The sequence below is a fragment of the Brevibacterium renqingii genome (assembly GCF_017808095.1).
GTDB classification, from domain to species: Bacteria; Actinomycetota; Actinomycetes; order Actinomycetales; family Brevibacteriaceae; genus Brevibacterium; species Brevibacterium renqingii.
In genome coordinates, this window is record NZ_JADBHG010000005.1 from 67,272 (window position 1) to 86,873 (window position 19,602).

At 65.9% G+C, this 19,602-nt stretch carries 16 protein-coding genes; 5 read left to right on the top strand and 11 right to left on the bottom strand.

What is annotated here, in order from left to right:
• Window positions 1-96: 96 nt before the first annotated feature.
• Window positions 97-1,521, bottom strand: a complete 1,425-nt coding sequence (locus IIE29_RS10860) for an NAD(P)H-quinone dehydrogenase (protein ID WP_209325280.1) — start codon at window positions 1,519-1,521, stop codon at window positions 97-99.
• Between the two features lie 110 nt (window positions 1,522-1,631).
• Window positions 1,632-2,183, bottom strand: coding sequence for a gamma carbonic anhydrase family protein (locus IIE29_RS10865; protein ID WP_209325281.1), 552 nt, complete (start codon window positions 2,181-2,183; stop codon window positions 1,632-1,634).
• Window positions 2,184-2,445: 262 nt separating this feature from the next.
• Here IIE29_RS10865 and IIE29_RS10870 point away from each other — a divergent pair, with 262 nt between their 5' ends.
• On the top strand, window positions 2,446-2,694 hold the full coding sequence (locus tag IIE29_RS10870; protein ID WP_009374875.1) for a WhiB family transcriptional regulator: 249 nt from the start codon (window positions 2,446-2,448) through the stop codon (window positions 2,692-2,694).
• Window positions 2,695-2,812: 118 nt separating this feature from the next.
• Here IIE29_RS10870 and IIE29_RS10875 read toward each other — a convergent pair whose 3' ends face one another.
• Both IIE29_RS10875 and IIE29_RS10880 read right to left on the bottom strand, forming a co-directional pair.
• The gene (locus IIE29_RS10875; protein WP_209325282.1) at window positions 2,813-4,327 is read right to left on the bottom strand and encodes a sensor histidine kinase; all 1,515 of its coding nucleotides are present in this window, start codon (window positions 4,325-4,327) and stop codon (window positions 2,813-2,815) included.
• Between the two features lie 124 nt (window positions 4,328-4,451).
• Window positions 4,452-9,332: an NAD-glutamate dehydrogenase gene (locus tag IIE29_RS10880; protein ID WP_343071875.1), complete on the bottom strand. Its 4,881-nt coding sequence runs from the start codon at window positions 9,330-9,332 to the stop codon at window positions 4,452-4,454.
• 140 nt (window positions 9,333-9,472) lie between these two features.
• Here IIE29_RS10880 and IIE29_RS10885 point away from each other — a divergent pair, with 140 nt between their 5' ends.
• Complete coding sequence (locus IIE29_RS10885) at window positions 9,473-9,937, top strand: DUF2505 family protein (protein WP_209325284.1); 465 nt, start codon at window positions 9,473-9,475, stop codon at window positions 9,935-9,937.
• A gap of 87 nt (window positions 9,938-10,024) precedes the next feature.
• Here the strand turns inward: IIE29_RS10885 and IIE29_RS10890 are convergent, their stop codons facing one another.
• From IIE29_RS10890 to IIE29_RS10900, 3 genes are read right to left on the bottom strand one after another with little or no spacing between them, the layout of a single operon-like run.
• On the bottom strand, window positions 10,025-10,489 hold the full coding sequence (locus tag IIE29_RS10890) for a DUF6912 family protein (RefSeq protein WP_209325285.1): 465 nt from the start codon (window positions 10,487-10,489) through the stop codon (window positions 10,025-10,027).
• Between the two features lie 10 nt (window positions 10,490-10,499).
• Window positions 10,500-11,750: a CpaE/TadZ family protein gene (locus IIE29_RS10895; RefSeq protein ID WP_209325286.1), complete on the bottom strand. Its 1,251-nt coding sequence runs from the start codon at window positions 11,748-11,750 to the stop codon at window positions 10,500-10,502.
• Window positions 11,750-12,397 carry an SAF domain-containing protein gene (locus IIE29_RS10900; protein WP_209325287.1) on the bottom strand — a complete coding sequence of 216 codons (648 nt, stop codon included), beginning with the start codon at window positions 12,395-12,397 and terminating at the stop codon, window positions 11,750-11,752. The genes IIE29_RS10895 and IIE29_RS10900 overlap by 1 nt, the downstream gene beginning before the upstream one ends.
• 141 nt (window positions 12,398-12,538) lie before the next feature.
• On the opposite strand from IIE29_RS10900, the gene IIE29_RS10905 reads away from it, so the two are divergent.
• Window positions 12,539-12,760: a helix-turn-helix domain-containing protein gene (locus IIE29_RS10905; protein WP_181275627.1), complete on the top strand. Its 222-nt coding sequence runs from the start codon at window positions 12,539-12,541 to the stop codon at window positions 12,758-12,760.
• Window positions 12,761-12,797: 37 nt separating this feature from the next.
• Here the strand turns inward: IIE29_RS10905 and IIE29_RS10910 are convergent, their stop codons facing one another.
• Window positions 12,798-13,313, bottom strand: a complete 516-nt coding sequence (locus IIE29_RS10910; RefSeq protein ID WP_209325288.1) for a hypothetical protein — start codon at window positions 13,311-13,313, stop codon at window positions 12,798-12,800.
• Between the two features lie 149 nt (window positions 13,314-13,462).
• Here IIE29_RS10910 and IIE29_RS10915 point away from each other — a divergent pair, with 149 nt between their 5' ends.
• Together IIE29_RS10915 and IIE29_RS10920 are read left to right on the top strand one after the other, a co-directional pair.
• Window positions 13,463-14,179 carry a LysM peptidoglycan-binding domain-containing protein gene (locus IIE29_RS10915; protein ID WP_209325289.1) on the top strand — a complete coding sequence of 239 codons (717 nt, stop codon included), beginning with the start codon at window positions 13,463-13,465 and terminating at the stop codon, window positions 14,177-14,179.
• 101 nt (window positions 14,180-14,280) lie between these two features.
• Window positions 14,281-14,664 (top strand): Rv3235 family protein, encoded by a 384-nt coding sequence (locus tag IIE29_RS10920; protein ID WP_209325290.1) that lies wholly within the window; start codon window positions 14,281-14,283, stop codon window positions 14,662-14,664.
• Window positions 14,665-14,682: 18 nt separating this feature from the next.
• On the opposite strand, the gene secA is transcribed toward IIE29_RS10920, so the two are convergent.
• The 3 genes from secA to hpf form a co-directional block, all read right to left on the bottom strand.
• Window positions 14,683-17,373 (bottom strand): preprotein translocase subunit SecA, encoded by a 2,691-nt coding sequence (gene secA, locus IIE29_RS10925; RefSeq protein WP_209325291.1) that lies wholly within the window; start codon window positions 17,371-17,373, stop codon window positions 14,683-14,685.
• Between the two features lie 54 nt (window positions 17,374-17,427).
• Entirely contained in the window at window positions 17,428-18,669 is a 1,242-nt protein-coding gene (locus tag IIE29_RS10930; RefSeq protein WP_246475895.1) for a winged helix-turn-helix domain-containing protein, read from the bottom strand.
• A gap of 220 nt (window positions 18,670-18,889) precedes the next feature.
• Complete coding sequence (gene hpf, locus IIE29_RS10935; RefSeq protein ID WP_209325292.1) at window positions 18,890-19,552, bottom strand: ribosome hibernation-promoting factor, HPF/YfiA family; 663 nt, start codon at window positions 19,550-19,552, stop codon at window positions 18,890-18,892.
• Window positions 19,553-19,602: the final 50 nt, after the last annotated feature.

Sequence of the window (19,602 nt, forward strand, 5' to 3'; positions counted from 1 at the left end):
CCATCATGACGGTCGGGCAGCGCCGAAATCGACAGGTGAGGGGAACAATCTCTCCTATTTCGTCCGGCAGGGTTCTTCGGCCCCCTGCCGGGCGGCTCAGAGGTGGCGGTGGAGCTTCCGTGCCGCTTCGGTCAGTGACCCGCTGACGGAAGGATAGACGACGAACGAGGCGGCGAGCTGGTCGACTGTGAGTCGGTTCTCCACGGCCATCGTGATCGGCAGGATGAGCTCGCTGGCCCGCGGCCCGACGACGACTCCGCCGAGGATGGAGCCGGATCCGCGCCGAGCGAAGATCTTGACGAAGCCGTCGTTGATGCCCAGCATCTTCGCCCGCGGGTTCGTGTCCAGAGGCAGCATGACAGTGTCGATGTCCGTCGGGTTCTCCCGGTAGTTCTGCTGGGTGAAGCCGACGGTCGCGATCTCGGGCGCGGTGAAGACGTTCGAGGCGACATTGCGCAGCTTGAGCGGCTGCACGGCATCTCCGAGAGCGTGATTCATCGCAATGCGCCCCTGCATCGCGGCCACCGACGCCAGAGGGAGCACACCGGTGCAGTCTCCGGCCGCATAGATCCCGGCCCGGGAACTCCGCGAGACCCCGTCGACGACGATATGACCGGAGTCGCTGACACGCACACCGGCCTTCTCCAGTCCGAGGCCCTCGGTGTTCGGGATCGAGCCGACGGCCATGAGGCAGTGGGACCCCTCGACGCGGCGGCCGTCGGCTAGCACCACCTCGACGCCGGCCTCGGTTCGGGTGACGGATGCGGCGCGGGAGCGGGAGAGGACGTTCATGCCCTTGTTGCGGAACACGAACTCGAGCACGTCTGCGGCGTCCTCGTCCTGGCCCGGCAGGACCTTCTCCCGGGAGGACACGAGCGTCACCTCGGTGCCCACGGCACGGTAGGCCGAGGCGAACTCGGCTCCGGTGACACCGGAACCGACGACGATGAGGTGCTCGGGCAGCTCATCGAGATCATAGAGCTGAGTCCAGGTCAGAATCCGCTCACCATCGGGCTGGGCGGTCGGCAGCTCACGCGGGTGGGCTCCGACGGAGAGCAGGATCGTCGAGGCATCGAGCGTGTATTCGGTGCCTCCGGTCTCGACGACGTGGACCTGATCCCGACCGGCGAGGGTGGCCCGGCCCTGGATGACCTTGACACCGGACCGGATGAGGCCCTCGTAGATATCATTGGCCTGGGCATCGGCCAATGCCAGGATGCGCTTGTTGACGGCCTTGAGATCGGCGGTGACCCGAGGCACATCGGCCTCGGTGGTCTCGTCATTCGAGATCCGGATCCCCAGACCGTCCGAGCGACCGATCTCGTCCATCATCTCGGCAGTGGCGATGAGCGACTTCGACGGGACGACGTCGGTGAGCACGGCGGAGCCGCCGCAGCGGTTCTGCTCGATGAGCATGACATCGGCACCGAGCTGAGCCGCGACGAGCGCGGCCTCGTAGCCGCCGGGACCGCCGCCGATGATGACGACACGATCTGCAGTGGATTGAAATTCTGTGTTCACAATGTGATTGTCTCAAATCGCCCCGGCGCTGGCGAATGGCCGGGGGCCGACGATCTGCGGCCCGGCCGCTGCGGGCCGGGTTGCCGCCGCAGGCCCCCGGACCGCTGTGATCAGGACTCGTCGACGACCTCGGCGGTGTCCTTGTGCAGGGTCGACAGATGCACGTACGACTGGGCGTTCTGTCGGACCTTCTCCACACCGTCCTCGGTCATCTCCCTCCTCACTTTCGCCGGCACCCCGGCGACGAGGGAGCGGGCGGGGATCTGCGTGCCCTCGAGGACGACGGCGCCGGCTGCGATCAGGGACTCGCTGCCGATATGGGCGTCGTTGAGCACTGTCGAGTGCATTCCGATGAGCACATCGTCGTCGACCACGGCCCCGTGGACGAGGGCCTGGTGGCCGATCGAGACACGATCGCCGATGACCACGGGCTTGCCCGCGTCGGTGTGCATCACGGTGTTGTCCTGGACGTTCGAATCCTCACCGATCGTGATCGGTGCGGCCTCGGCCCGCAGCACGCAGCCGTAGAAGATGCCGGCTCCCCTCTTCACATGCACGTCCCCGACGAGAGTCGCACCGGCGGCGACGAAGGCGCCGGGGTCGATCCGGGGTGTGTGGCCGCCGACGGAGACGATGCGGGGGCGGTCGAGATCGTTGGTCATGTGTCCTCCATTGGTTCACAGATTGTCTGCTTTCGCCTGCCAGTCTAGGCAGAGTGCTGGCACAGGGAGCGGAAGGACGCATATCGGACCGATTTGCACGATCGCCCGCGTAGCAGGACAATAGGGAAAATATTTGTCAGAAATTTCACACTGCCGGACCCTTGTGCGCCCAATTGCGTTGTGTGAACCTTGGTTGAGAGAGTTGCGCGCCTGGAATTCGGGCGCGGTCAACCGCGTTCACTGAATTCGTCGAAAGGTCACCATGGATTGGCGACACCGTGCAGCATGCCTCAATGAGGATCCGGAGCTCTTCTTCCCGATCGGCAACACCGGGCCTGCCCTGCTTCAGATCGAGGAGGCGAAGACCGTCTGTCGCCGCTGCGAAGTAGCAGAGACCTGCCTGCAATGGGCCCTGGAATCCGGACAGGATGCAGGAGTCTGGGGCGGTCTGAGCGAGGACGAGCGTCGGGCGCTGAAGCGTCGCGCCGCTCGTGCCCGCCGCGCCGGCTGAACCGTCGGTCGCAGCGTCGGCATCGTCCCGACCTCCGCACACTGCCTGAGTCCCCTGTCCGAGCGACGGAACACCGTCGCCCGGGCAGGGGACTCAGTCATATCCGCAACGACGGCGTTCAGTCGTACGAGTCCGGGCGCAGCGGGACGTCGAGGATGGCGATGGTCCCTCCTCCTTCGCGTGCCTGCCACTGGATCGATCCGGCCAGGTCGGCAGAGACCAGTGTTCTGACGATCTGAGTGCCCAGGCCGTTTCCCGGATTCTGAGTCTCCCCGAGTCCGACTCCGTCATCGGCGATCGTCACCTGCAGATGGTCGCCCTGCCGCTCGGGCGTCACCCACACGTGCCCGTTGAGGGTCTCCCCCGGCGCGAGATCCTCCTGCTGCTCCGCAGGGAAGCCGTGTTCGATGGCGTTCGTGATCAGCTCCGTGATCGCCAGAGCCAATGAGGTGGCATCGGCCGAGGAGATCGCACCGAAGCTGCCGCACCGTTTGAGTTCGATGTGCACGAGCGGACTCGTCAGCTCCGGCGTCAAACGCAGCCCCTTGTCGACGACTTCGTCGAAATCGACTTCGGATTCGACACCCTGGCTGAGCACGTCGTGCACCACGGCGATGATGGACACACGACGCATCGCCTCGGTCAGCGCGCTCTTGGCATCGGGACTGTCGATCCTGCGGGTCTGCAGCCGCAGCAGCGCGGACACGGTCTGCAGGTTGTTCTTCACCCGATGGTGCATCTCCTTGATCATCGCGTCGCGGGAGAGCAGCTCGCGTTTGCGTCGTCGGATCTCCGAGACATCGCGCGCCAGGACGATGGCGCCGATCCTCTCCCCGTCATCCGTCAGCGGAATCGCCCGCAGGGAGATGCTGGTGCGCCCGACCTCGAGCTCGGTGCGCCAAGGGGCGCGCCCGGTGAGCACCAGAGGCAGAGTCTCGTCGACCTGCCGCAGCTCGGCACCGAGACTCGACACCACCTCGGCGAGGTAGCTGCCTTCGATCTCCCCACCGTGGCCGAGCCGGTGCATGAGGGACACTGCGTTCGGAGAGGCGTACTGGACATGCGAATCACGGTCGAGGATGAAGATGCCGTCGCCGACTCGGGGGTCTCCGTGACGGGCGCCGCTCGGTGCCTCACGGTCGGGGAAGGTGCCCTGGACGATCATCCTCATCAGCGCCATGGCGGTCTCGCGATAGTACTTCTCCAGACGGGAGGAGCTGCGACGGCGGACTTCCTCGGAATAGCGGATGACGGTCGCGATCGCCTCCCCGTGCCGGACGATCGGGACCGCCTCGGCGAGGATGTCGACATCGGCCGATCCCGCACTCACCCCCAGCTCGCCGGCCGCTGCCACGCGGGTGACATAGGTCCGGGAATCCGTGGCCGCATCGAGCAGCTCCTTCTCCAAGCCGGTCGCCCGGGCCCCGATGAGGTCCCGGTTGAACAGCGTCGCCCCCGTCGTCGACCGCGCATGGGCGACGACCGTGTAGGCGCCGCTGGGCGAAGGGACCCAGAGAACGAGGTCGGCGAACGAGAGATCGGCGAGCAGCTGCCAGTCCGCGACGAGCAGATGGATGTGTTCGACGTCCGACTCATCCGTGAGGCCCTCGGCAGCCAGCAGTTCGTTGAGCACGATTCGTTCCTCCCAGGTGAGATCAGCAGACCCGGGTCCGGCCCGGGTCTGCTGATATGTCGATGATCAGACGCTATCACCGATCATCGGCCGTCCGTTCATCCCACAGCGGCCGAGGCACGGTTCAGGCGCTGTGTTCGCTCTCCCACGCCGAGGACCGGACCATCGACCGCAGTGAGCGCAGGAGCACCGACAGGGGGGCCTGGGTCACGGTGTCGAGCCCGAGGATCGTCTCCGTCGTCTCGATGACACGGCTCACGACCGTCTCATTGCGGTCCAGCCATTCGGCCAGTCGCTGCTTGGCGCGCGCGTCCGGGGAGCCGGAGATCGGCGAATCCGTGGCTTCGAGGACCGAACCGGCGACCGAGAGGATCGCGGAGTAGAAGTCGTCGCGCATGGATCCTCTGGCCAGAGCCGACCACCGATCACTGCGATCGAGGCCGCCGATGAGGCTGAGCACCTGCGAACCGGAGAAGCGTTCGTTGACGGCGTAGTAGACCTCGGCCACGTCCTCGGCGGATTCGTTCGACCGAGCCGCGAGCTGTGCGATGTCGAGCAGCACGAACTCATCGAGCAGCGCCGCCGCCCGCCAAGCCAGGTCCTCGGGCACACCGTCGTCGATGTAGCCCTGTGCCTCGGCCTGCATGGTTTCGGCATCGTAGCCGTCGACGAGCTCGGGCACCCGGGAGCGCAGCGCCTCGACGACCTTGCCGTAGGTCTCGATGCCCGAGTCGACGTCGAGGCTGTCAGGGGCTTGCTGCACGAGCCACCGCGACGAGCGGTCGAGCAGTCGCACATAATCGTGCTGGAGCTTCACCTGCACCTCGGTCGGCACCTTGTTGTCGAGATCGCAGACCGCATCGAAGTATTCGTCGAGGTCGAAGATCTCCGACACGACGACGAACACGCGCGCGATCTGCGGCACCGAGGCGGGTGTCTCCTCGAGCATCCGATAGACGTAGGTCAGGCCGCCGCGATCGACGAGCCGGTTGACGAGCTTCGCCGTAGCGATCTCCCGATGCAGAGGGTGTTCGGGGATGAGCTCGCCGTACTTCTCCTGCAGCGACTCGGGGAAGTAGGAGACGAGCTCCCTGCGCATCCAGGACTCATCGGGCACGGCACTGGCGAGGATCTCGTCGGCGGCGTGCATCTTGACATAGGCCAGCAGCACGGCCAGCTCGGGCGAGACATAGTAGCTGAACTCGCGTTTGGCCAGCTCGTCGGCGCTCGGGAGGTATTCGACGCCGCGGTCGAGGTCCGCGTGCTTCTCGAGGTAGCTCAGCATCCGTCCGTAAGTGCCCGACATCGATTCGGTCTGGGCACGCGCCTCTCCGAGGACGACGTTCTGGGAGTAGTTGTTCGACAGCACCCGGTCGGCGACCTGATCGGTGAAGGAGTGCAGCACCTCCTCCCGTTCCTCGGCGGCGAACGCTCCCTTGTGCAGCAGGGTGCGCAGGAGCAGTTTGATGTTGACCTCGTGGTCGGAGCTGTCGACACCCGCGGAGTTGTCCACCGCGTCGGTGTTGATCTCGACGCCCGTCAGGGCGGCCTCGACACGTCCCAACTGTGTGACGCCGAGGTTGCCGCCCTCTCCGATGACGCGTGCGCGCACATCGGCACCGTTGATCCGGATGGCGTCGTTGGACTTGTCCCCGACCTCCGCGTGGCTCTCCTGCGAGGACTTGATGTAGGTCCCGATTCCGCCGTTGTACAGAAGATCGACGGGAGCCTTGAGGATCTCCGACATCAGATCGGCTGGGCTGCGTCGACCGGGTTCGACTCCCAGCACCGAGGCGGCCTCCGGGCTGAGGTCGACCGACTTGGCCGAGCGGGAGAAGACTCCGCCGCCAGCGGAGATGAGGTGCCGGTCGTAGTCCTGCCAGCTCGAGCGCGGCAGGTCGAACAGGCGCTTGCGTTCGATGAAGCTGCGTGCGGCGTCCGGGTTCGGGTCGAGGAAGATGTCGCGGTGGTCGAAGGCGGCGACGAGGCGGATGTGCTCACTGCGGAGCATGCCGTTGCCGAACACGTCACCGCTCATATCGCCGATGCCCACGACAGTGAAGTCCTCGGCGGCCGTGTCGAGGCCGAGTTCCCGGAAATGACGTTCGACGGACTTCCAGGCACCACGCGAGGTGATCGCCATCTTCTTGTGGTCGTAGCCGACCGATCCGCCTGAGGCGAAGGCGTCGCCGAGCCAGAATCCCCGGCGCTGCGCGATCGCATTGGCCACATCGGAGAACCGTGCGGTCCCCTTGTCGGCGGCGACGACGAGATAATAGTCGTCACCGTCGTGACGGACCACGCGGTCGGGGTGGACGACGACGCTGGAGTCATCGCTGCCGTAGGTGAGGTCGTCCGAGACCTCGAGCATGCTTTCGATGAACACCTCGTAGGCGGACTGCCCGGCGGCCATCCATGCATCCCGGTCGCTCATCGGAGGCAGCTGCTTGGGGAAGAAGCCGCCCTTGGCGCCGGTGGGCACGATCAGCGCGTTCTTGACCATCTGCGCCTTGACGAGGCCGAGGACCTCCGTGCGGAAATCGTCTCGGCGGTCCGACCAGCGCAGGCCGCCGCGAGCCACGGTGCCGAAGCGCAGATGCACACCCTCGACCTGCGGCGAATAGACCCACATCTCGAGCGCCGGCTTCGGCTTCGGCACGAAGCTGAGCTCAGTGGGACGGATCTTGAGCACGAGCGCCGTCGGCAGCTCACCTGTCTCGTCGATGTAGTAGTTCGTGCGCAGTGTGGCTCGCAGCAGCTCCAGAGACGACCGCAGTACGCGGTCGGCGTCGAGGCTGGCGACATCGCTCAGCGCGGCCTCGATGGACTCGTCGATCTCGGTCATCGCGGATTCGCGGCCGGCATCGTCGACCTCGGGGTCGAACTTCGCGGTGAAGTAGTCGACGAGCAGCTTCGAGATCTCCGGACTGTCGCTGTAGACCTCGCCGACATAGGCATCCGAATATGTGAAGCCGGCCTGGCGCAGGTACTTGCCCAGGGCGCGGATGATCGTCACATGCTGCCAGCTCAGACCGGTGACGACGAGGCGGTCGAAGACGCCGGCTTCCTTCTTGCCCTCCCAACCGGCCATGAAGGCGGCGGAGATGCGGTCGTAGTCGTCATCGGCGAGGTCTTCGGCGAAGCTGAGCCCGAAATCGTAGATGTAGCGGTGGCTGCCGTCGGCGAGGTCGAGTTCGTGCGGACGCTCGTCGATGACGGTGGCGCCGAAGGCCGTGAGATAGGGCAGAACCTCGGACAGGCCGACCCTCTCATGGCGGTAGAGGACGAGGCGCACGGTCGCATCGCCCGAACGCTCGGGCCGGTAGAGGCGCACCGCGGAGCCGTCCCCGGCGTCGAGGGCCTCGAAGCGGGCGACATCGGCGACCGCCTCGGCGGGAGTGTGATGCTCTTCGTAGCTGGGCGGGAAGGCCTTCGACCACAGAGCGGCACGAGCGTTCGTGGCACCGGCGTCGCCGACTCCGGACGGGGTGAGGAAGGCGTGGACGTCTTCCGCCCAGGAGCGGACAGCTCCGACGATGCGCTGTTCGACCTGCTCGGCGGCGATCTGCGGAAGCTGCCCGTCGCGGGCGACGCGGGCCACGAAGTGGACGCGGGCGAGCGCCGATTCGGTCAGCAGCACGTCGAAGTCGACGCTGGCGGCGTTGTAGTACTCGCGCAAGACCTCCTGTACGCGGACACGGGCGTCGGTGTCGTACAGGTCGCGCGGCAGGTAGAGGATCACGGAGACGAAGCGCTGATACGGATCGGTGCGGACGAAGACCCGCGATTCCCGGCGTTCCTGCATGTCGACGATCTGCATGACCACTTCGAAGATCGACTCGGCGTCCTCATGCAGCAGGTCGTCACGCGGGTAGGTCTCGAGCACGCCGAGGAGCTCGTTGGCCGAGTGCGAACCGGCGGGGAAGCCGCTGGCCGAGAGGATCCTGCGGACCTTCCGGTCGATGAGGGGGATGTTGAGGACGCTGTCGTTGTAGAACTCGGGCTTGAACAGCCCGACGAAGCGGCGTTCCCCGACGATCTCGCCATTGGAGTCGAAGGTCTTCACGCCGATGTAGTCCATGAAGGAGGAGCGGATGACGCGCGAGCGGGAGTTCGCCTTCGTCAGCACCAGCACATGCGGCTCCAGGGCCTTATCGGCCACGGCACGGCTGAGCGGGGACTTCACCAACGGCCGCAGAGCGGAGATGCCCAGGGAGGTGTTCTCTATCGGTTCGAGACTGCTGTGTTCGGCATCGTGTGTGTAGTCGTATTCTCGATAGCCGAGGAAGGTGAAGTGGCCGTCGAGCCAGCTGAGCAGCTCGGCGGCGGCTTCAGCCTCGGAGGCCAGTTCCGGCCGGGGCGCATGGGCGCCGAGTTCGGCCCCTATGTCCTTGGCCCTCTTCGCCATCGCGTGCGAATCCCGGGCCGCGGCCGCGACATAGTCGAGCACGCTGCGCAGCCGCTCCTCGAGCTCGCCGAAGTCCTCCTCGGGGATCCGGTCGATCTCGAGACGGATCCAGGACTGCTGCGAAGGCGCATCGGCCGAATCAGACTCGACGGGATCGGAGACCTGCGGGAGGCTCGCGGTATCGGCGCTCAGCGCCGGAGCCTCGGCCGGCGACATGATCGATTCGTCGACGCCGGAACCGGTGACGGCGATGATCGGGTGGTGGACACGGCGGATGGCGCGGCCGTGCGTCGCGAGATCGCTGACGATCGAGGACACGAGATGCGGCATATCGGCGAGCACCATCGCGACGACTGTGTGATTGTCGCGGAACTCCGGGGAGTCGACAGCCGGATTGTAGATCGCGATCGCCGGGGTCTCACCGTCGTATTCGGTGCCGAGGGCGAAGTGTCTGGCTGCCGCGGCGGCATAGGCTCTGGGGTCGATCTCACCCGATTCGAATCGCGGATAGTACGCGTCGAGGAAATTCTCGGGGGCACTCTGCCCTCTCAGCTTCCTCCACTCTTCTGCAACGTCCGAAATTGAGACCTGAGTCACTATGTCACCTCTATGATCAACGAGCACTACTCCTGCGATTCGTCCTCGAGCCGCTTCCCCCAGACTATGCCCAAATATCGAGAAAGGCACGCCGAGCGGCATGCCGTGGTGTACCGTTCATTCGCTGGCAGACTGGAGCCATGCGAACTCTGACTCTCAACCATGACTACTCGGATGATCTGACGACATTTCTGGCGAAACTCGCCGATGTCGCCGTCTGGGAGAAGCTCGGCTCGGACGCCAGCGCCGAACACATCGACCCTGACACGGAGATGACCGTGCGCACGCCGATGCCCAAAGCCGAGCTCCCCTCGGCTCTGGCCGCCCGACTGCCGACAGAGACGGAGCTGGTCGAGGTGTACATGATTCCGGGAGACGTCCTCGGCGATGAGGCAGAGATCCGCATGAGCGCTCGCGCCGCCGGGGTCCCGGTCGAGATCGATGCGGTCATCGAACTGCACGAGGCTCAGTCGAGGACGAAGCTGACCGCGCATGCCGAGATCAGCTCGTCGATCCCGATGTTCGGCGCGATGATCGAACAGGCCGTGGTGCCGATCCTGGAGAAGCGCCTGAGTGAGCGACTCCACCGTTTCGGGACCGTCTGAGACACGGCTCCGGCGCCGGAAGGCCGCCTGGAGACCGCCGGGAGGCCGCGCGGTCTCGTCCTCGCCCGGGCTCTCGAACTCTCGCTGTCAGTCGCGCTTCGCCAGCAGCTGGGGCAGTTCCGTGGCGTCGTACCACAGCAGGTCGGATTCGCCGAGGCGGTCCTCGGCCGCACTCGGACCGTGCTCCCGCGCCAGCTGCACCGCTTCGTCCCAGACAGTGTCCTCGTCGAGGTGGAAACTCGCCACCGCATTCATGTCGACCTGCTCGAGACCGAGGAGCTCGAATCCCTCCGTCAGCGATTCGCGCGGACTGGATTCGGGCGCGTCGTAGGCGACGACGACACGGGCTTCCGGCACAGCTTCGCCTGTGGGCCGGTCGAACGCCGCATTCGCAGCGAGAAGGGCTGCGATGCTCATTGCATGGAATTCGGCGGTTTCGGACTCCTCGCCGCGCAGGCTGCGGCCCTGCGCATCGGGCGTGACGGCTCGGACGTCGGCGAGTCCTGACCGCAGCGCAGTCAGAGTGGTCGGAATATAGCAGCGGATGGCCATGCCTTCCATCCTAGACCTGACGGGCTCGCCGTCTCGACGCCCGCGCGTTCCCTCTCCCCCGCCCTCCGCCGTTCCGGCGGGTGCGCTTCCGGGCCGGCACCAGCTCCTCGATCATTCCGGCGATGTCCTGGCCGAGTGCGGACCGGGGGTTCTGTTCGTGCAGGGTTCGGCCCGCGAGCATCGCCGCATCGGCGGTGGCCCGATCATCGCTGAGCATGAAGTCGGGGACGATGCGGACGAAGCGATCGAGGACCTCTCTGATCCGCACTTCTGCCGGCTGGCCGACCGCACCGGAGCGCACCTTCGTGATCACCAGCTTCATCTTCTCTCGCAGCGATTCGGCTCGCGGGGTGCCCAGAAGCTTCACCAGCCGCTGCAGTCCGATCGGCTCGCCGGCTGCGAGGACGAGGACGAGGTCGGCCGCCTCGAGCGCGGCTCTCGTCGCGCAGTGGCGATCATAGAAGGGGTCGGCGAGGTCGTCGTCGGGGTCGATGCGGTCGCTGACGTCGACGATGACGAGATCGTAGAGCTTCGCCAAGCGGTGGAGTGCGGATTCGAGCACGGAGGCACGGATCTCCGGCCATCGCTCGGGCCTGGTCAGTCCGGTGACGACGTGGAAGTCGTCCCTGACGACGGCGTGAGGCACCGAATGCCGGTCGAGGTGCGAGGTCCTCTCGACGATCGCACGGCACAGGCTGGCCAGATGCGAGGACTCCTCCGTCAGTCCGAGGGTCGCCGCAACCATGCCCGCGACGGTGTCCGCATCGACGATGACGCTGCGATGCCCCTGCCGGGAAGCCTGGTCGGCGAGGTTGACCGCTGTGAGGGTCCGTCCCGGAGAGGACCCCGTGCCCCACACGGTGATGATGGTCCCCTGCCTGCCGATCGGGCCCGGCGGTGCCGCAGGCCGGGGCGGGACGACCGTGGAATCGCGCACGTCCTCGAGCGCAGTGGACAGCGTGGACGCATCGGCATCGGTGCGGACAGAGGCCGCGATGCCCAGAGCCGACAGCTCCTCCCCGTCATCGCCGAAGCCGAGCACCTTCGCACCGGTGGCCGAGATCGCTGCGACGACTTCGGAGTCGAGGCCCGGGAAGTAGCGGCCGACGATGACGACATCCGCACTGCCTGTGCGACAGTGGGCGAGCAGCTCCACTTCGTCGGCCGGGCGGGCGACGATGGTCACGTCATCGATGTCGCTGAGCAGCTCGAAGAGGATCAGGTCGAATTCGAAGTCGACGGCGAGGAGGACCTGGGTCATCACTGCTCGCCGCCGGCGGAGGTCACCGAGGGCGCGCCCACGACGGAGAGCATGCTGCGCCCGTCGAGCGCCGCGAGCACCTCCGCCAGATCTCCGGTGCCGACGAAGACCTCGACGCGGGCACCGTCGCCGACGCCGAAGCTGCCGACATCACGTGTGATGTGGGCGACCGGTGCGGAGTCGACGATCTGCTGCGGCTCGGCGCCGAGATCGTCGAGCCCGTTCTGCTCGGGCTGGGCCCACACATCGACGAGGCTGCCGGAATCGACGACGCTCGGCACGGATCCTGCGATGTCGATGGCCACGACCCGCCCCTCGAGCTCGGACAGCGGCGCCACCGTCGAGGCGGCCAGCAGCTCCCCTGCAGCGACGACGCTGCGCACGCTCGACCCCTCGGGCAGATCGGCCTCGGCCGAGAGGTACTTGCTGCCGAGGTCAGCGAGGTTGACCTCTGCCACGGTGAGATCGGCTGGTTCGAGGACTTCGCCGGGCACGAGCGCCCGCGCGCTCGCCCAGACCCGAGTCGTGGAATTCGCGGTGGTGATGAGCAGATAGGTCGCGACCACGGCGAGCACGACGAGCATCGCTCCCACCAGCAGCCGGGCATCGGTCCACTTGGGACGTCGGATTCGTTTCGAGAGCTCCATTGCATCTCCAGATCGGCAGAATTTTCCATGACAGAGAGTGGTTCTCAGTGATAGTATTGGGCATCAAATGATGCCAAAGCAATGTTTTTGGCAAACTCGATCAACAAGCAGACAGACATCTGGAATGGGAGAAGTCACCTCATGGTCGTCGAAAGCCGCTTCCTGCCACTGACCGATGTGGCCGAACTGCTCAATGTCTCGATCGCTCAGGCCCGCGCTCTCGTCCGCTCCGGCGATCTCCGGGCGATCAAGGTCGGAGGCCGCGGCCAGTGGCGCGTCGAGAAGTCCGAGATCGAGGCCTATATCCAGCGTATGTACGAGCGCACCGAGTATCAGATCAAGACGGGGTCCATCGAGGACTGACCCTCCCGGCACCCCTTGCTCGACTCTCATCTCGGAATCAGCCGAAGGGGTTGACTCGGGCGTGAACGGCACTGATCGCGGCGAAGGGAATGATCCGGCCCGCGATCTCGACATAGTCCGCGCCGACGAACTCGCAGCGCCCGCGGACCGGGCCGGATCTGCCCGGGACGTCGATGGAGACCTCCGCATGCAAGGCCGACAGCCGACGCAGCGCCGACCCCATACCCAGCCGTTCGAGCCCTCCGACTTCCATACGATGTCTGCGTGAGGCCGTCCGCAGCCCGCAGATGCTCCCGATCGCGATGACCGAGGTCTCCGTCCCGGTGACGACGACGATGCCGCGGCCGAGGAACTCCGCCGTGCCGACCACTCCCCCGGCAGGAAGCACCACCTGCACTCTCTGCCCGATCGCCCCGCGCAGACGCTCGAGCAGCGTCCGCTCGGCCGCCTGAGCCGCCACTTCGTCGCCGAGCTCGCCCCTTCTGGCATGCAGCTCCGCAGCCGTGCCGGCAGCTTCGACATCTGCCAGGAGTGCATCGATGCGGTCATCCATAATCGCCAAGCCTGCCCCAGCTGTAGTCAACTTTCAAGAGGCGAATCGGGCTGGAACCGAACTACAGCCGTGTAGTTGCAAAGCAGCCATTGACAGCAAACTGCACCCAACGTCATCATAGATTTATAAATCCAACGGAGGATGTCCAGATGTATCGTCTGCTTGTCTGCACCATCTCATGGCTGGTTCTGCTCGTATCTCTCGTGATCGCATGGACGCGCCTTCCTCAGCCTCGGACGACGAGCGATATCGTCGTCATCGTCGTCATCGCGGCGGCCGCCGTGGCCTTCGCACGTCTCGGCCTCGTCTCCCTCGTCGCACTGCTCCTGCGCATGCTTCCCTCAGGCCGTGTCCGCACGGCGCTCGCTGTGTTCGCCGTTCGTGCGATGCCCCGACTTCTGGCTTCCAGCGTGCTCACCGTGGTCTCGGCGAGCCTCGTCGTCCAGGCAGCTCACGCGGTGCCGATGCGGGAAGGGCGAGCAGGGCCGATATCGCATCCGCCCGGCGCCGAGACGATGGCCGCTGCCCCGATCGATCCCGGCTGGCCGACGGTGCAGCCGCCGCCCACCGAGGCGTCCGAGGACGAGGCACACACGACCGAGACCGACGAAACCGCGGGGCGAGATTCCGCGAACGCGGACGAGAAGCAGATGCGCGACCCCGCATGGCCGTCTCCCCAGGCACCTCGGCACGCTATCCACGAGGTCGCGGGCGGAGAGAGCCTATGGTCGATCGGGGCCGAATTCGCCGACGGTTCCGAGGACATTCCCGACCTCGTCGACGAGATCTATTCGGCGAACCGAGAGACGATCGGACCGGATCCGAGCCTCATCATCGCCGGCCAGAGATTGGAGATACAGCCGTGACCGCCCCGCTCACTCTCAGCCGTCCGCAAGCACCCGCTCCGGTGCCCCGCCGGGAGACCGCAGCTCTGACTTCGCCGACGAGGCGAGGGGCGCACAGCTGCGTGCAGAGTCATGACCACACCCGCGAGTCCGTCGCTGACCGCGAACGCATCGCGGCCACGGCCACCTCGCTGGCCGTCGCCTGCCTCGAGATCCTCTCCGGTGTCCGCCGGATCGACACGATCGCGCGCTGGGTCGATCCGGAGCTGCTGGCGAAGATCGATCACCGGGCCCAGCTGCGCGCCGAGGTCGCTCCGGCACGTCCGCCGAGCGATCTCAGTTCGCCTCGAGTGGTCCAGCCGGGCACCGCGCATGTCTGCCGGGTGAATGCGACGGTCGCCGAGGTCACGGTCATCGTGCGCACCCCGAATCGATTCCGGGCGGTGGCAGTCCGCTTGGAACTGCTCACCACCCGGTGGACGCTGACGGCGCTGCAGACGATGTGAGGCTCGAAGGCCTCGGGTTCAGCTCTTCGCTTTCTTCTTCGCCCGGCGCTGGGCTCGATTGCCCGGGGCCGGCTCCTCGTCCTCATCGGACTCGGAGACTGCGGAAGAGCCGTCCTCCGACGGTGCCGAGAGCTGCATCTTCGGTGTGGTATGACGCAGCTCGGCCGCGTCGATCTCGACCTCGGAATCCTCACCGGAGGCAGGCTCGGACGTGCTCACCTGCACCTTGAGGGTGTTCGTCAGGCGGACGACGTCCTCCTTGATTCCGTCCTGCATGGTGGTGAACATCTCGTAGCCCTCCCGCTGGTACTCCACCAGCGGATCGCGCTGCGCCATCGCGCGCAGCCCGATGCCGTTCTTCAGGTAGTCCATCTCATAGAGATGCTCACGCCAGCGCTTGTCGATGACGGAGAGCACGACGCGCCGTTCGAGCTCACGAGTGGCCTCCTCCCCGAGCTCCTCCTCACGCTGAGCGTAGAAGAGATCGAGGTCCGACTGGATCTCCTGATTCAGCCGATTCTTCGTCAGGTTGCCGAGCCCTCCGACTTCCTCGGCGAGGTCCTCGGAGGTGATCGAGGGTTCGTAGATCTTGCCCAGGGCGTCGAAGAGTTCGTCGACCTGCCAGTCCTCGACCGGGCCCGTCGTGGCCTGAGCGACATAGGCGTCGATGACCTCCTCGCGGAAGTTCGCGACCTGCTCCTCGAGGTCGGCGCCTTCGAGTACGCGCCGGCGCTCATCGTAGATGACGGTGCGCTGACGGTTGAGGACATCGTCGTACTTGAGGACGTTCTTGCGCTGTTCGGCATTGCGCTGCTCGATCTGCGACTGGGCCGAGAGGATGGCACGGGTGACCATCTTCGACTCCAGCGGAACATCGTCAGGCACGTTGGCCGTGGCCATGATCCGTTCCGCAGCACCCGAACCGAACAGGCGCATGAGGTCGTCGGTCAGCGACAGGTAGAACCGGGATTCGCCGGGGTCGCCCTGACGGCCGGAGCGCCCGCGCAGCTGGTTGTCGATGCGCCGGGACTCGTGACGTTCGGTGCCGAGGACGTAGAGACCGCCGAGTTCGACGACCTCTTCGGCTTCTTCCTTGACCTTGTCCTCGGCCGCTTTGAGCACGTCCGGCCATTCGGCCTCGTACTGCTCTTCGTTCTCGGCCGGGTCGAGTCCGCGCTTCTCCATCTCGGAGACCGCGAGGAACTCGGCGTTGCCGCCGAGCATGATGTCGGTGCCGCGACCGGCCATGTTCGTGGCCACGGTGACCGCACCCTTGCGGCCGGCCATCGCCACGATCGACGCCTCACGCGCGTGGTTCTTCGCGTTGAGGACTTCGTGCCTGACACCGCGTTTGGCCAGATTCTTCGAGAGGTACTCGCTCTTCTCGACGCTCGTGGTTCCGACGAGGACGGGCTGTCCGGTCTCGTGGCGTTCGACGATATCGTCGACGACGGCAGCGAACTTCGCGATCTCGTTCTTGTAGACGAAGTCGGACTGGTCGACTCGCTGCATCGGCTTGTTCGTCGGGATCGGCACCACGCCGAGCTTGTAGGTGGACATGAACTCGGCGGCCTCGGTCTCAGCCGTGCCGGTCATTCCCGAGAGCTTCTCGTAGAGGCGGAAGAAGTTCTGCAGGGTGATCGTGGCCAGAGTCTGGTTCTCGGCCTGGACCTTCACGCCCTCCTTCGCCTCGATGGCCTGATGCAGGCCTTCGTTGTAGCGGCGGCCCTTGAGCACTCGGCCGGTGTGTTCGTCGACGATGAGGACCTCGCCGTCGAGAACGACATAGTCCTTGTCCTTCTTGAACAGCTCCTTGGCGCGGATGGCGTTGTTGAGGAAGCTGATGAGCGGAGTGTTCTCCGCATCGTAGAGGTTGCCGATGCCCAGGTAGTCCTCGACGCGTTCGATGCCCGGTTCGAGCACGCCGACGGTGCGCTTCTTCTCATCGACTTCGTAGTCGCGGTCGGTCTTGAGCCGTTTGACGACCTTGGCGAACTCGCCGTACCAGCGGTTCGCATCGCCTTCGGCCGGGCCGGAGATGATGAGTGGGGTGCGGGCCTCGTCGATGAGGATCGAGTCGACCTCGTCGACGATGGCGAAGGCGTGCCCGCGCTGCACGAGTTCGTCGGCCGACCAGGCCATGTTGTCGCGCAGGTAGTCGAAGCCGAATTCGTTGTTCGTGCCGTAGGTGATGTCCGCGGCGTACTGTTTGCGGCGCAGGTCCGAGGGCATGTTCGCCTGGATGCAGCCGGTCTCCATGCCGAGGAACCGGAACACTCGCCCCATCAGCTCGGACTGGTAGGTGGCCAGGTAGTCGTTGACCGTGATGATGTGAACCGGTTCTCCGGTCAGGGCGTTGAGGTAGGCCGGAGCCGTGGCCACCAGCGTCTTTCCCTCACCGGTCTTCATCTCCGCGATGTTGCCCAGGTGCAGGGCGGCGCCGCCCATGAGCTGAACGTCGAAATGGCGCAGGCCCAGGGTTCGGCTCGACGCCTCGCGCACGGTGGCGAAGGCCTCGGGAAGCAGGGAGTCGAGGCTCTCTCCGTCCTGATAGCGCTCCCTGAACCGACCGGTTTCCTCACGCAGCTCGGTGTCGGTCATCGCGCTGAATTCTTCGGAGAGCTGGTTGATGGCGTCCGTGTATCGGCGGAGCTTCTTCAGAGTTCTGCCTTCTCCGGTGCGCAGAAGCTTCTCGAGGAAATTAGCCACTTTTCTCCTAATCGGCAGGACTGCCGGACAACAACTCGAACGACTGTATAGTCTCTAGCTTAATGGCAGGTGAGTGCCCTCGAGGTCCACTGCGCCCAATCCCAGCCACTCGGCCATCGTCTGCAGTTCGCGCAGCAGCTCGTCGGTGTGCTCCTCCCCCGCCTCCCAGCTCACGCGGTGGGCGCGCAGAGTGTCCGCCGCCCTGTCCCGGTGCAGATCGACGCGGCCGACGAGCCGATCGCCCAGGAGGAACGGCGTGACATAGTAACCGTGCACGCGTTGGGCCGCCGGGGTGTAGATCTCGATCCGATAGTGGAAGTCGAAGAGCCATTCGATGCGCGGGCGGTAGAAGACCAACGGGTCGAAGGGGGCCAGCAGGGCGCGCGCATGCACCTCTCGCGGGGTCCGTGCCCGATGCCATCGCAGCGCCGCAGCACCGTCGACGTCGACTTCGCGCAGCTCACCGGTGGACAGCAGTTCGGCGATGGCTGCATCCGTCGGTGCACGCAGCTGCCGGAAGTAGTCGGCGAGATCCTCCGGACGTGCGATGCCCAGTGCCCGCGCGGCGATGCGGGTGAGTTCGAGGACGTCGTTCTCCACTCCTGAGACGCCCCGCGGCCGGGAAGCACTCGGCTCCAGGCCGAGCCCTGGACGGTCGCCGGTCCCGTAGGACAGGGGGACCTCGGGCAGTTCCGCCGAGACGTCGCGGGTGAGCGCATAGATCCGTTCGAAGTGGTCATTGCGTCCAGCGGTGCTGACGACGCCGGCGGAGAACAGTGACTCGAGGGCGAGCTTGACCTGGCTGGGGTTCCATCCCCAGTGCCCCCGATGGCGTTCGGGCAGATCGTGGTCGACGAGTTCGGCCACCTCCCGTGCCGTTCTCGGGGCCGTGGTCAGAGCCGAGAGGACGGAGCACTGCAGGGCCCGGAATCGCTCCCCTGTCTCCGGGTGCCGCTGCCCGTAGTCGTTGCGCCACCATTCGGCGCGGCTGCGCGCGAAGTGCTTCCAGGTCTCGGGAGGGACGAACGCCGCCGCGTGCGCCCAGTATTCGACGCCCATCCGCGGAGAGGAGTAGAGCAGCCGGTCGAGCGTCGCGCGGGGATAAGGCCCCAGGCGGGAGAAGAACGGCAGGTAGTGGGAGCGGACGACACGTGCCACGGAGTCGATCTGTGTCAGGCCCATGGTGGCGAAGACGGATTTCAGATGCCGCGCCGTGACCGTCGACGGACGCGGCCTGTCCAGTCCCGTCGCCGCGATCGCCGTCCTGCGCGCCGCTTCCCGTGTCATCTTCTGCATGGTCCTACGTTAGGCCATGCCGCTGACGTCGAGGATGTCAGCGACGGCCGGAGAGACCCGGCCGCTGACCGAGCGCGGCCGCGGGGTTCCGTCGGCCCTCGCGCCCATGAAAGGGAACACGATCGCCGAGGCGGTGCTCCCGCCTCGGCGATCGTGTCATCCTCAGGTGTCCGGCGCGCAGTTCACGACACCGCTCGTCCGCACGGACCCGGTGCCGGGCTCAGTCGGCGACTTCCTCGAGCTCGTGATCGAGTGCGATCACTCCGTAGCTCCACCCCTTGCGACGGTAGACGACGGACGGCTTGCTCGACTCCTCGTCGATGAACAGGTAGAAGTCGTGACCGACGAGCTCCATCCGGTTGAGGGCCTCTTCGATGCCGATCGGTGCGGCTGCGAAGGTCTTCTCACGCAGCACCACCGGTGAGTCGCCCTCTGCTCTGATCCGACCGTTCGTCCGATCGACGTTCTCGGTCTTCTGCGCCGTCGGGGCCTCGGAGTCGGCGTCGGGGATCATCGGCTCGGCCACCGGCATCTTCGCCAGCACCTCGGCGGTCGATTCCTTGCGATGAAGTCCGGAGCGCGGAACCTTGTGCCGATCCCGGGCCCGCCTGAGCCTCTCGACCAGCTTCGCCCAGGCCAGATCGAGTGCCGCATACTTGTCGCTTGCCATGGCCTCTGCCCGAATTGCCGGCCCCTTCGCCACAACGGTGAGTTCGACCCGCTCGCTCGTCTCGGGCTGGCGGGAGTTCTTCTCATGAGTGACATGCACCTCGACGCGCTGAGCCCGGGGGGCGAGCTGCTCGACCTTGGCGATCTTGTCCTCGATGTGGGCTCGAAAGCTGTCGGAGATGGTCAGTTGACGGCCGTTGACAACAATGTCCATGATGTGTCCTTAGCGACTCGTTCTTCGGATTCATCCGATCCCATGCCCTT

Bases quoted from the DNA above. Each gene is read 5' to 3' on its own strand.
- IIE29_RS10905 (WP_181275627.1), top strand. From the start codon at position 12,539: ATGGTCGTCGAAAGCCGCTTCCTGCCACTGACCGATGTGGCCGAACTG.
- IIE29_RS10870 (WP_009374875.1), top strand. From the start codon at position 2,446: ATGGATTGGCGACACCGTGCAGCATGCCTCAATGAGGATCCGGAGCTC.
- IIE29_RS10915 (WP_209325289.1), top strand. From the start codon at position 13,463: ATGTATCGTCTGCTTGTCTGCACCATCTCATGGCTGGTTCTGCTCGTA.
- IIE29_RS10910 (WP_209325288.1), bottom strand. From the start codon at position 13,313: ATGGATGACCGCATCGATGCACTCCTGGCAGATGTCGAAGCTGCCGGC.
- IIE29_RS10900 (WP_209325287.1), bottom strand. From the start codon at position 12,397: ATGGAGCTCTCGAAACGAATCCGACGTCCCAAGTGGACCGATGCCCGG.
- IIE29_RS10885 (WP_209325284.1), top strand. From the start codon at position 9,473: ATGCGAACTCTGACTCTCAACCATGACTACTCGGATGATCTGACGACA.
- hpf (WP_209325292.1), bottom strand. From the start codon at position 19,552: ATGGACATTGTTGTCAACGGCCGTCAACTGACCATCTCCGACAGCTTT.
- IIE29_RS10895 (WP_209325286.1), bottom strand. From the start codon at position 11,750: ATGACCCAGGTCCTCCTCGCCGTCGACTTCGAATTCGACCTGATCCTC.
- IIE29_RS10930 (WP_246475895.1), bottom strand. From the start codon at position 18,669: ATGCAGAAGATGACACGGGAAGCGGCGCGCAGGACGGCGATCGCGGCG.
- IIE29_RS10890 (WP_209325285.1), bottom strand. From the start codon at position 10,489: ATGGCCATCCGCTGCTATATTCCGACCACTCTGACTGCGCTGCGGTCA.
- IIE29_RS10865 (WP_209325281.1), bottom strand. From the start codon at position 2,183: ATGACCAACGATCTCGACCGCCCCCGCATCGTCTCCGTCGGCGGCCAC.